This window comes from Coleofasciculus sp., from assembly GCF_046565525.1.
Lineage (GTDB): Bacteria > Cyanobacteriota > Cyanobacteriia > Cyanobacteriales > Coleofasciculaceae > Coleofasciculus.
Map to the genome: position 1 here is coordinate 1 of NZ_JBKHUP010000165.1, position 12,236 is coordinate 12,236.

Sequence of the window (12,236 nt, forward strand, 5' to 3'; positions counted from 1 at the left end):
GAACTGAAGATGAAACCTCTGGCTGACTCCATTCAGCGCCAGGAAGAAGAGGAAAAAGAGGAACTGAAGATGAAGCCCTTAGTGCAGCGCCAGTCAAGTGGGGGTGGAATGGCGGCGACTCCAGAACTAGAACAGTCTATCGCAAGCGCCAGAGGTAGCGGACAACCCATTGCAGATGAAGTTCGGCAACCGATGGAACAGGCGTTTGGGGCTGACTTCAGTGGGGTCAAAATACACACCGATTCCAAAGCTGACCAGCTAAATCGCTCGGTGGGGGCTCGTGCGTTTACAACAGGGCAAGATGTTTTCTTCCGTCAGGGAGAATATAATCCTGGGAGTAAGGATGGGCAAGAGTTGATGGCTCATGAATTTACCCATGTTCTGCAACAGAGCGGTGGAGTTCAAAGCAAACTTTCTGACACATCAACAGCAGAGCTTCAACCTAAGTGTTCGGCTTGCGAAATCGAAGAAAAAAGAAAAAAAGAACAGCAAGCTATTCAGGCTAAACTCGTTGGGAACACTATACAACCGGATTTACTAGATGATGCATCTGAGGCAGTGGGTAATTTTGTTGAGGGTGTAAGCAACTGGATCGACTTACTCGGTCCAAAACAAGATTTGTTAACCCATCTGACTGACCCAAGTTGGATTGTTAATTCAGTAACTGAGGTGGCAAATCAAAACGAAGCGAATCCCAAACACAGTTTCTTCATGTCTATGGGTCTGTATGGCGTCGGTATTGGTGTAGGCGCTGAAGCTATGACCTATGTCCAACGTATTCGCAATTGTGATACCCGCGCCCAAGTGGATGGACTTCGTGAAGAATTTGATGGTTGGAAGGCTGAACGTCAATCAAGTCTGCAAGAGGAATTAGAAGCAAAAGTTGAGGAGTATCGTGAAGTTGAGCGATCTTGGTTAGAAAACTTTGGAACAGCTGCTTCCGTTACTCAAGATCCAGTGCATCCCAACCAATCCCAGCAGGATGTTGCCTTATCTCTGCTACCTGGAGTCCCTGAAGCAAAGGTGGTTGTCGAAACTCGTGTCAACTGCAATTTCCAACGTACATCTCAAGCGATGCAGGATAATGATGGAGATGGTAATCCAGATATACCAGATTGGACTGATGATGAGAGAACTCACTTTATGGATCAGTTCCAGAAACAGCTCAATGACGTGTGGTCAACGGGTGCAAGTGGTACAGCACCATTCCGCTGTAGTCAACCAGCAGATTATTTGCTAACGAACGAGAGTCCTAAGTGGTCAGAAATTACAGCGAATATGGAAGCGCAGGTGACGCTTGATCCGGCTAATCCACATTTTCAACTTGACGTATTTAAGGAAGCACCTGGAGAAAATAATCGCGCTCACGTAGGCACCAATACAGGCGTGTTCTACATGGAAGATGCTGATGCTGGTTATAAAACTTTAGGTCCTGATGTGGGACAACCGACAGGCGCTCAACACACCTTGGCTCATGAGTGGCACCACATGATCGGTAATCCAGATGAATACGCGGAAAATTCCGCCGATCAGAGTGGGAATGCAAGTACACCAACAGACCTACAGAGTCGTTGGGGTGACTGTCAGCAAAACTTCCAAGACATTATTAATGATCCAGCGTCAACTCCTGAACAAAAGCAACAGGCTCAACAAGACTTGCAAGCCTTGCGGGATCATGCAAGTGATGTTGACTCCAGCACCCCTGGTTTCCAGTCAGGTATTTTCCCGCTAGCAGGACGTGATGATATCCCTGATGATTGTTTTGCTATCCGTGGTGTCTGGCGACCTACTGATGGACCTCAAGTGTTGCTGCAACCTGGAGCACAGAGTCAGCGAGGGGGTACTAATATCTCGGCTTCAGCAGAAGATGCGGCTCGCCTTAGTGATCGTGGGAACCAGGTGCGTCCTTATATGCGTGAAGGTATTGTGCAGGAGTTGCCGTCAATGCTGGAGGGAAGGTTTGATCCGGAAGTTAGCTTTGACCACAATTTCCAAGATATGACACCAGAACAAACACTGGAAACACTACAAGCACGTATCCAGAATGTTTTGCACGACATCTCGGATTTAGGGAGTTCCCACGAACCTCCTGGAGAGGGTATAGCGCCGGACCACACTGAAGGTAATGAACATGGTCACACTCACTAAAATATTCCTCATTTGCCTACTCATGCAATGGGGGACAATGGAGATCGTATCTGCTACCGCATTAGCTGAGATGCAATTGATTCCCCTAAAACAACAGCAGATATATCTTGCGAAGGCAGTCTTGCAGAGGAAGATAGCCTTTAACTCTCTATGCACTTGGTTCTTTAAGCAATCTGAAGAAAAGGGTATGACATCTTCGACACCGCCGCCGCAAGCACCCTCGGTTCGTATAGAAAACCAACAGTTAACTGACACTGAATTGGAAAACAAAGTTAATCAAGGGCTTTTTCATGCCGAGATTGCTGAAGTGGAACTGCCAAGCAATCGGCTTACATCAAAGGGAGTAGCAGCTCTCTTAGAAAGTCCCATTCGCTCACTACAAGTACTGAATCTTTATGATAATCAGATTGGGGATTCAGGTGCTGCTTTAATAGCTGAGGCGGAAAAGTTAAAAGGCGTTAATAGGCTTGACGTTAGCTACAATAATTTGTCGTTTAAGGGTGTACAAGCGTTGTTCGGCTCTGAATCTCGCTTGAGTGGACCAACTTGGCTCGATATTGCTGGGAATCCTATTGGTGACGCAGGTATACAGCTTATTGTTGAGAGTCGATACGCGCAACACCTGCGTGGCCTTTCAATTCGCCGTACAGGAATGACAGATGTGGGTGCTCGTCACCTTGCAACTACTTCCAGTTTGGCTAATCTCCAACATCTTAATGTGAGTGGGAACGAGCTTACTTTTGTGGGACGCGATGCCCTGACCAACAGTCCATACCTCAAAGAAACACGCATTCTGTTTGAATAACCGCATATACTAAAAAATCAAGGGTAAAAAAAAATAGTGCTAGATAAGTAGTCGGACAAAAGAAAATTGCACTGTATTAAGTTTTGTAAATAGACCTCAAACCTTTACAAAGGACGAATGACGAATGACAAATGACGATCTCCACCGTTTACGTTAATTGTGTCCACCTACTTAGATGTATGTTAAGTATATCTCCCGTTAAATTTGGAGGGGGGCTATGGGTATCCGGCGACGCATCCGCAAAAAAAGATCTGGGGAAGACGAGTTAATCCCAGCACCAAGTTCGTTACAGACGCGCTCCTTCGGTAACGGTATCCAAGCAAGACTTGCTAAGTTACCTGTAACTAATCTCTTGGAAACACGCCCCTTTGGTTCTCCCAAAAAGGCATCCACTTCATCTCAGGAAAGCACAGATATCCAGACGCAACTGAAACAGGCGGAACGTTTTGGGTATAACGCGGCAAATATTCCAGTGTTTCCACCCAAAAAACCGAAAAAGAAACCGAAAAAATTAAAAGGGAAAGAATCCGATCGCGATCAGATTGTCACCCATAACCATCCCGGTGGAACGCCTCTGAACCAGGGTGACATTGTATCCGCGATCGCAAAGGACACCAAAGAAGTACAAGCCGTGGGTTACTATGGTAAATTTAGCCTACGGCGCAAGGATGATACCTGGCAAATTAGTCAAGAGCAAGTCGCAAGGGCTTATGCTCAAGGGGTTGAGCAGTGGTTGCAAGAATGCCCGAAGGAATTAACCGAACATTATCCGGCGAAAAACGATATCCCACAAGCGGGAGCAACGTTTAAACAAGATCAGTTTATGGCAAACTATTTTGCCGGCAAAATTTTGGCAGAGCAAAGTAAAGGTGCTGTAGTTTACGAACATCCCGACGAAAAGGAACTAATCCAAAAACGAGCCAATCTGTACCGCGAGAGAATTGTTGTACCGCTTAAGCCAACTTCTCCTGTCAACCCTAATCCGGCTGGTACGAGTCTGGGGACAAAGCTGCAAACCCCCAAATTGATTCGCGATCGCATGGAATAGTCGTTCGGTTGCGAATCGCGCTTCCCTGATGCCATCCCCCCGGTTCCAGACGTAGCCTGCTACGTCTGGAACCACTGCTCAAGGGAGGTGATCAGATTTGATATGATCATCCAGTCCGCAAGGGTGAACAAACTACCGTATTCTATGCCAATTTTAAAACGTTTTCATCAAATTATCAAAATACCCACCATCCGAATTTATCGTTTTTCTCACTATAAAAAACAAATCCTAATTCTCCTGGCTACAGTAAGTCTGATTTGTACCCAAGTTGTCGCTCAAGATATCCCCATTTATAGCCCCAGGGATATCTTTCATCCGGTTATCGCAGAAAATGGCATGGTTTCCTCTCAAGAAAGCTATGCCACACAAGCCGGCTTAGCGGTATTAAAAGAGGGCGGAAATGCCATTGATGCTGCTGTCACCATTGGATTTACGATGGCGGTTACATTACCCGAAGCTGGAAATATTGGCGGCGGTGGATTTATGCTCGTCCATTTAGCTGATGAAAATAAAACTATTGCGATTGATTATCGAGAAAAAGCTCCCCAAGCCGCAACCCGTACTATGTTTCTGGATGAAACGGGTGACGTTGATCCCGAAAAATCTCAACATAGTCATTTAGCCGTTGGTGTTCCCGGAACCGTTGCTGGGTTAACAATGGCACTGGAAAAATACGGGACAATTTCTTTAGCACGGGCGTTACAACCTGCGATTGAATTAGCTGAAAATGGGTTCTCTGTTTCCGAATACTTGCATCACACCCTAGTTGCGGTGAAAGAACGGATGCAAGCCTATCCTGCAAGTATGACCATCTTTTATAAACCAGGAGGAGAGCCTTATGAGATTGGCGAAACGCTGGTACAAACGGATTTAGCTCAAAGCTTGAGACTCATTGCCAGGGAAGGATCAAAGGCATTTTACCACGGCGCGATCGCAGATGCGATTGTGGCAGACATGGAAGCCAATGGGGGCTTGATTTCTAAGGCGGATTTAGCGGATTATCAACCCGTTATCCGAGAACCGATTCGGGGTACCTATCGTGGCTATGAAATTTACTCCATGCCACCGCCCAGTTCTGGGGGAATTCATCTGATACAATTACTGAATATCTTAGAAGCATTTCCGCTAGGTGAACTGGGACAGAATACCGCCCAAACCATTCATTTAATCACCGAGAGCATGAAACTAGCTTATGCAGATCGGTCTAAATATTTAGGGGATACTGATTTTGTTTCTGTCCCCATTTCTGGGTTAATCTCTAAACCCTATGCCAATCAGCTACGCCGCAAAATCAATCTAAATCAAGCAACACCCAGTCAAACAATTGCCCCCGGAAATCCTAATCCATTTATTGAAAGCAACAATACTACTCATTATTCAGTTATGGATAATCAGGGAAATGCTGTGGCGAATACTTACACCTTAAACTTCAGTTATGGCAGTAAAATAACGGTTCCTGGGACAGGGATTATGCTCAACAACGAAATGGATGACTTCTCAGCCAAGCCAGGAGTCCCCAATGCTTTTGGTTTGATTGGCGGAGAATTTAACGCCATTGAACCGGAAAAACGGATGCTCAGTTCTATGACGCCAACGATTGTATTAAAAGAAGGAAAACCTTTTCTGGTGACGGGGAGTCCGGGTGGTAGTCGAATTATCACAACGGTTTTGCAGATTATTTTAAATGTTATCGATCATGACATGAATATTGCCGCAGCAACTAATGCGGTTCGTGTGCATCATCAATGGTTTCCTGATGAGTTGATGATTGAACCAGGATTAAATGGGGACACCATTCGTCTGTTAGAGGAAAAAGGACATCAAATTACTCTCACCAATACCATGGGAAGTACCCAAAGTATTATGTTGGTTGATCAAACCTTAAAAGGTGCATCTGATCCCCGACGTCCTGGTGCTTTAACCTTGGGATATTAATTGAAGTTTTTGTTCAACTCTAGTCTGCCAATAGGGATGTATTTGGTACATTGCCTGAAATATAATTTTATCGTTTTATATCTATATAGCCCAAATTCTTTTAATATTTTTTAAAAGAAGGTAACGTCCTATGGGATACCAGGAGTCACTGAGAAGCCCGCGCTCTATGCTTCAGCATGAGCGTCGGGAGTATGTCACTAAAGAAAAGTAACGCAAGCCCAGCAGAGACTATCACAGTAGAATCGTTGATTTAGTTACCTAATGTTACGTGGGCAAAAAACTGAGTGTCGGGTCATGTACCTTTATAAGTAAGCCCCTACTCAGTTGGTGTTCGGCAATGCCTTCCTCAATTTCTCCTCTATCCCAGTCAGAAACGGAAAATAACTGTGCGGATTGCCTGTACATGACGTTGACCGCCATTCCGGTGCAACCGATAGAACATCCTGACTATCTGGAGTTTTTGCAACCGTTCCACACTCCAAAAATTGACCTGTACTTAACCCTTAAGTTTAGCCAGCAGTGGGAGTCTCTACCGCAAGGACGTGTTCAGTTTGGACTCAAAGGAGGAGCATTACGGCTGAGGGTAGAGGGTGGTGAGATTCCTTATGAGTCTCGGATTATGGGTTCTATGGAATTGGTTGTGCCAACGGTTGAGACGGATTCCCAAGGTAATAGTCTTATTTGCGATCGCGTCTCTGGGGAGTTAGATGTGCCAACCCTTGACCCTCAGGGGAATGGAACAACAGGACAAGAGTTACAAAATGGGAAACCTAATCATCATTCCATCTGTCATGTTACCACAAAGGTAACGGAAGAAAACCCAGCCTGGATTTTTGAAGAAGAACGGGGACAACCTATCTTAAACGGCTGGCTTAACCAAGTCAAACTAGCCACATTGAGAGTCTCTGCCCTTCCCTGTCACCTGGACGCCACATTTGAAGTGTCTCGACGAGATATTTGTTTGACCAATGTTGAGGGATTGTGGAGTCCGGATCTTAGTCGCAATAAACGGGCAGTGCTGGACAGGCTGATTATTCAGCAGTTGCTGGAGCGTAAGTTTAAGCCCTATCTCAGTCGAGTCGAGTTGCACTATGATGGATGAACGTTTTTTTAGCCAACTCCAAGTCCTGATTCAGAAAGTTGTTGCGGCGGAAACTGACAATTTAGCTCAGCTAGCGGCGATGGTGGGTCTGAATTTGGCACAAGATTTCGCCGAGTCTAATCTCAGAGATACCCATCTTCGGGGTGCTAACTTGGTGAGAGCCAATTTACGAGGTACTGATTTGCACGGCGCTAACCTAATTAAGGCGAAGCTGTGCGGGGCGGATTTGCGTGGGGCGGATCTGATTCAAGCAAATCTGTGCGGGGCGGATTTGAGAAAGGCTAACCTACGCGGCGCCGTGCTGTCGAATGCGGATCTGACTCAGGCAAACTTAGAGGGGGCTAACCTCACCGATGCCAATTTAGCCGGGACAACCCTGAACTATGCCAATTTGAAAAGGGTTGATTTCAGAGGCGCTCATCTCTACCAGGCTCACCTCTACGCCGCTAACCTGAGTGAAGCTAAACTTAGAGGAGCAAATCTGGGGAATACTGACCTTAGAGAGGCGAACCTTAAAGAGGCTTCAATTATTCGTGCCTATTTGGGAGAGGCTAACTTGCAAGGTGCGGATCTCGACGGTGCGAATCTGAGTGAATCGGATCTGAGTCGAACAAAACTAAATCGTGCCAAATTGCGGAATACTCAGCTACGGAATACTGATTTCAGCCTCAGTGATTTGAGTCAGGCTACTCTGATTCGTGCCAATGCTAGCCATGCTCACCTGATTCGCGCCAACTTGCGGGGGGCGGACTTGATTCGGACTAACCTCACTGGTGCTGATTTACAAGGGGCTGATTTGAGTCTGGCTGATCTGAGTTTGGCTAACCTGTATTTAGCCAACTTAGGCAATGCTAACTTAATTCGCGCCAATCTGAGCATCGCTGAACTTGGCGGTGCGAATCTGAGTCGAGCCAACTTGAATCAGGCGGATTTGAGAGGGGCAAATGTGGAAAATGCTGAATTTGCTGGCAATCTGGGATTGTCTGGTGATATGAAACAGGTGTTGAAACGGCGCGGAGCAATCTTGGCAGAGGTGATGAGCGATCGCGTGGAGGCGTTGGCGTCTCGGTAACTGGATAAGATAATTTCTTTCATCCTTACCCTTTTCCCCGGTCATCTTTTATAATTCTGGGGAATGAGTAAACAAGGATTATGGATGCTCTTTAAAGCCTTATGGGCGAAAGTCATAGGGCGAAAATTCGTTCGTGATGTTGGCGTACTGACTATTGCCAACTTACTAGGAGCGCCTCTAAGTTTTCTTCAGGGTATCTTAGTCGCTCGTTGGCTCGGACCAGAACTCTACGGCATTGCTGCATTGGTAATGAGCTATCCCGGTTTGGTTTACACTTTTTTTGATGCCCGTTCAGCTGAGGCATCAGTTAAATACCTCAGTGAGTTTCAGGGCGCAGGCGATCGCGAATCGGCACTGGCAATGTGCAAACTGGGATATATCATCGATTTAGCGATCGCGACGTTAGCGTTTTTGGTGGTGTTAGTGACAGCGAGTTGGGCAGCACAAGCGGTGGCTCATCAAGCTGAATCAACAGGACTTATTGTCGTTTATGCTGCCGCATTCATCCCCCAAGCCTTGGTTGGGACGTCCCAAGCCGTGATCACGACTTTGGGAAAATTTCCCCTGCTGGCGGGGATTGACAGTCTGATCAAAATTCTACGAGTCACCTTGGTGTTAGGTCTGGTTTTGGCAAATTGGCAGGTAGCGGGGGTTATTTGGGGAAGTGCGATCGCCACAGGAGTAACCGGACTGTTGTACGGGATCATCGGCTGGGGGCTAATCTACCGCCATTGGGGAGCTCTCCCGCTGCAAGGAAAATGGCAAAACCTCAAAGGAAGGCGTCGAGAAATTTTTAGCTTTCTCTTCTACAATGAACTGAATGCCTTATTAGGCATGATTCCCAAACAACTCGATGTCTTACTTTTGGGGTATTTTCGCAATCCCACAGAAGTTGGATACTACAAATTAGCCAAGAGTCTATCTAACCTGGTGAACTATTTGGTAAAACCTTTGCAATCCGTAACCTATCCTGAATTAGCCAGACTTTGGAGTTTAGGTGACAGACAGGCTCTGCTCCAGAGAGTACAGCGTTTGGCTCTACGAGTGGGCATCCCACTAGCCGTTACTGTAATTGCTAGTACCTCCTTAATTCCATTGGTCTTACCATCAATTCTAGGGCCGGCCTACTTACCAGCCGTTTCAGTAACCCAACTTTTCTTCATTAGCTCGGCGATATGGTTAGCCTTTTTTTGGCTCAGACCCCTGTTTTTAGCGATGGGAGAAATGAGGTTTTGGGTTAGTAATTCGGCGGTGGTTGTGACGCTGACATTATTGGGTTTTGCGGTAGCCATCCCCACCTGGGGATATCTCGGCTTAGCATGGGTCTCGCTGATTGTCGGGGGTTTGGGCGGTCACCTGTTGGCAACTGTCTATTTTCTTCACACTTGGAAAACGACTAATGGATATTCTGAGGAATCCAAATGAGTACCCAAGTCAAGCAATTTTACGAAACTTATCATGATCAGATTACAGATAAGCGATTCAATTCTCCCTATTGGCTGCGCCGCTATGCTCACCGCCAGATTCACGCTCAGTTTTTACCCTATCTGCAACCTGGACAACGAGTGCTGGATGCGGGATGTGGAGAAGGGGTGCTGAGTTGTCTAGCGGCGCATCAGGGTGTAGACGTTGTGGGAATTGATATCTCCTATCCGAATATTGAGGCGGCTGGTCGTCTGGCAAAAATGTGGAATGTGAATGTAGAATTTCTACGAGCTGACGCTGAGCATCTACCGTTTCCAGATAATAGCTTTGATGTGGTACTTAGTTCCCATGTTCTGGAACATCTACCCAATTTGGATCAGGGATTGCGCGAGCTGTACCGAGTAAGTCGAAATTTAGCATTAATTGCCATGCCAACTTGTTTGAATCCAGCCTGTTGGGTATTACTAGGAGGTGATAATTATTGGAAAATAGGACGACGCACACCATTTGCTTTACCTGTAGGTCTATTCAAAACTGCAATCGCATGGGTCAGCGGTCAAGAAGGTCCCGATCAAGGCTATGCGGGGAACAAGGAACTGCCTCATATTTGGCGATTTCCCTGGGTAATGCGTCAACAGATTAAACGTGCAGGTTTCCAAATTGAAACCTTTGAAGCCGGACCTTTGATTGCTCCCTATTTAGCCCAATATATCCCCCACCTACAAGGAATACAAGGGAGTCTGGATCAATACCGCGATCACCCCTTATTGTGTAACTTGGGTTACGGCAGTATGGCAGTATGCCGGAAGCCAGTAAGCAATTAGCACTATGGTAGCACTATGGTACTATTCTTTTACTCATCCCAGGCTGAAAAAGCGTAATGAAAGTGGCTTTTATCACGACTAATTTATCTCAGGATAACGGTTGGGGACGTTATTCTTATGAGATTATTAAGCGGATGCCTCAGCATGGAGTTGAGCCTGTCGTCTTAATCATGTCATCAGCTAAATTGATTCATCTAGAAAATGTCCAAATTCATCCCTTTCTATCGTCTTTTGCGGATGGAATTTTGAAACCAATAAATTTAGCTATAGACTTTTTTACAGCTAGAAAGCTGGTCAAACACTGTGCCATTATTCATTGTCTAGCTGAACCCTTTATTCCGTTAGCTTATCTATTAGCTACAAATGGAAAATCCTTAATTATCAATGCGGTGGGAACCTATTCAGTTGCTTTGCTCAAAAAGAGATGGGGCAATTTTTATCGGCAGGCATACCTTTCTGCTACTTTCATTTTGGCTATTAGCCGATATACAGCGATACGATTGACTAATACAGTGCCAGAGATTGCAGACAAAATCAGGGTAATAACACTCGGCGTTAGCGTCAATGAGCAAAATTATCAACCACCTTCGAGTCAATTTCGTGAAAATGCTTTTCTAATGGTTGGACATGTAAAGCCGAGAAAAGGAACACTACAGGCTGTTAAGCCAATGGCAAAAGTTGTGCAGAAGTTTCCAGATGCCAAACTTTTCATTGTCGGTCCTATTTCAGATGAGCACTATGTTCAACAGGTAAAACTAAATGTGTCGAAGAATGAAATTGAAGATAATATTATCTGGTTAGGAAAACTATCACATGAAGAATTGAACTCCTATTACAATCGTGTACGGGGTCTAGTTATGCCATCTATAAACATAGGCGATAATTTTGAAGGCTTTGGTCTCGTTCACTTAGAAGCTAACGCCTTTGGAGTTCCAGCTATCGGTTCACTAGATTGTGGTAATGAAGATGCAATTCGAGATGGTTACAGTGGTTTTTTAGTCGAGCAAGGGAATATTCAGTCATTATATGAGGCAATGCTAAAATTACTAAGTTCTGAAGTTAACTGGAATTTTATGTCACAATTTTCTCGGAATTTTGCTAAAAGTAAATCTTGGGAAAAAGTTCTTAAACCTTATAGTTATATCTATAAAGACACCGGAAGCTATTAACAATGATAAATGATTTTGAGCAGTACATTAATTGTCCCCTTTGTGAACAAGAAAAAAACAATATTTTTTATCGTAGTCCTTATGATTCAAAAGAGGTCAAAGAGTTTATTCATAATTATTACAAAGGAAGAGTTGATTCTGAAGTTTTAAAAGAAACAATACTACAAATTAATTGGTGCGATAATTGCGATTTTTATTGGCATAAATATGTATTGAAGCCAGAAAATTTATATGAGCTGTATAACAAGTGGATTGATCCTGAAGAAAGTAGGATAAAACAAGAGAAAAAATCCATAAAAGAACGAATGTCTATCATTCAAAGAATTGTCAGGCAACTAGAAGCTGTCAATGTAACCAATGATCAACCCAAAATCCTAGATTTTGGTTCTGGGTGGGGAACATGGGCGCTTTGTGCAAGAGCATTAGGTTGCGATGTTTATGTGGCAGAGACTTCTATAGAACGCATGAAATATGCAGAGAAACAAGGATTAAAAGTAATACAGGATATTGAAAGTATACCTGATAATTTCTTTGATTTGATGATTTTAAGTCAGGTATTAGAACACATACCTCAACCGAAACAATCACTTAAACAACTGCTCAAGTTTCTGCATGTTGGTGGAGGTTGCAGGTAAGGATTCAGGTTCACCCTTGTGAGTGAAAAGGTTGCCTTGATTATTAGGGGTGGAGCCAGAGTCTTACCCAAGA

10 protein-coding genes are annotated in these 12,236 nt (G+C 44.8%); all 10 read left to right on the top strand.

The window, feature by feature from the left end:
• Positions 1-2,148 (top strand): eCIS core domain-containing protein (locus ACLGGO_RS33265; protein WP_446422523.1); only part of this gene is annotated, 2,148 nt, incomplete at its 5' end.
• Between the two features lie 37 nt (positions 2,149-2,185).
• The gene (locus ACLGGO_RS33270; RefSeq protein WP_446422524.1) at positions 2,186-2,953 is read left to right on the top strand and encodes a hypothetical protein; all 768 of its coding nucleotides are present in this window, start codon (positions 2,186-2,188) and stop codon (positions 2,951-2,953) included.
• A gap of 217 nt (positions 2,954-3,170) precedes the next feature.
• The gene (locus ACLGGO_RS33275; RefSeq protein ID WP_446422525.1) at positions 3,171-4,001 is read left to right on the top strand and encodes a hypothetical protein; all 831 of its coding nucleotides are present in this window, start codon (positions 3,171-3,173) and stop codon (positions 3,999-4,001) included.
• Between the two features lie 144 nt (positions 4,002-4,145).
• Positions 4,146-5,936 (top strand): gamma-glutamyltransferase, encoded by a 1,791-nt coding sequence (ggt, locus tag ACLGGO_RS33280; RefSeq protein WP_446422526.1) that lies wholly within the window; start codon positions 4,146-4,148, stop codon positions 5,934-5,936.
• Between the two features lie 337 nt (positions 5,937-6,273).
• Positions 6,274-7,038 carry a hypothetical protein gene (locus tag ACLGGO_RS33285; RefSeq protein WP_446422527.1) on the top strand — a complete coding sequence of 255 codons (765 nt, stop codon included), beginning with the start codon at positions 6,274-6,276 and terminating at the stop codon, positions 7,036-7,038.
• Positions 7,028-8,110, top strand: a complete 1,083-nt coding sequence (locus ACLGGO_RS33290; protein WP_446337418.1) for a pentapeptide repeat-containing protein — start codon at positions 7,028-7,030, stop codon at positions 8,108-8,110. The genes ACLGGO_RS33285 and ACLGGO_RS33290 overlap by 11 nt, the downstream gene beginning before the upstream one ends.
• Before the next feature lie 63 nt (positions 8,111-8,173).
• Positions 8,174-9,535 (top strand): lipopolysaccharide biosynthesis protein, encoded by a 1,362-nt coding sequence (locus tag ACLGGO_RS33295; RefSeq protein ID WP_446422528.1) that lies wholly within the window; start codon positions 8,174-8,176, stop codon positions 9,533-9,535.
• Positions 9,532-10,359 (top strand): class I SAM-dependent methyltransferase, encoded by an 828-nt coding sequence (locus tag ACLGGO_RS33300; RefSeq protein ID WP_446422529.1) that lies wholly within the window; start codon positions 9,532-9,534, stop codon positions 10,357-10,359. Before ACLGGO_RS33295 ends, ACLGGO_RS33300 begins: the two co-directional genes overlap by 4 nt.
• A 56-nt stretch (positions 10,360-10,415) precedes the next feature.
• On the top strand, positions 10,416-11,528 hold the full coding sequence (locus ACLGGO_RS33305; protein WP_446422530.1) for a glycosyltransferase family 4 protein: 1,113 nt from the start codon (positions 10,416-10,418) through the stop codon (positions 11,526-11,528).
• 2 nt (positions 11,529-11,530) lie between these two features.
• On the top strand, positions 11,531-12,163 hold the full coding sequence (locus ACLGGO_RS33310) for a class I SAM-dependent methyltransferase (protein ID WP_446422531.1): 633 nt from the start codon (positions 11,531-11,533) through the stop codon (positions 12,161-12,163).
• Positions 12,164-12,236 lie beyond the last annotated feature (73 nt).

Bases quoted from the DNA above. Each gene is read 5' to 3' on its own strand.
- ACLGGO_RS33270 (WP_446422524.1), top strand. From the start codon at position 2,186: ATGGAGATCGTATCTGCTACCGCATTAGCTGAGATGCAATTGATTCCC.
- ACLGGO_RS33285 (WP_446422527.1), top strand. From the start codon at position 6,274: ATGCCTTCCTCAATTTCTCCTCTATCCCAGTCAGAAACGGAAAATAAC.
- ACLGGO_RS33300 (WP_446422529.1), top strand. From the start codon at position 9,532: ATGAGTACCCAAGTCAAGCAATTTTACGAAACTTATCATGATCAGATT.
- ACLGGO_RS33295 (WP_446422528.1), top strand. From the start codon at position 8,174: ATGAGTAAACAAGGATTATGGATGCTCTTTAAAGCCTTATGGGCGAAA.
- ACLGGO_RS33290 (WP_446337418.1), top strand. From the start codon at position 7,028: ATGATGGATGAACGTTTTTTTAGCCAACTCCAAGTCCTGATTCAGAAA.
- ACLGGO_RS33305 (WP_446422530.1), top strand. From the start codon at position 10,416: ATGAAAGTGGCTTTTATCACGACTAATTTATCTCAGGATAACGGTTGG.
- ACLGGO_RS33275 (WP_446422525.1), top strand. From the start codon at position 3,171: ATGGGTATCCGGCGACGCATCCGCAAAAAAAGATCTGGGGAAGACGAG.
- ACLGGO_RS33310 (WP_446422531.1), top strand. From the start codon at position 11,531: ATGATAAATGATTTTGAGCAGTACATTAATTGTCCCCTTTGTGAACAA.
- ggt (WP_446422526.1), top strand. From the start codon at position 4,146: ATGCCAATTTTAAAACGTTTTCATCAAATTATCAAAATACCCACCATC.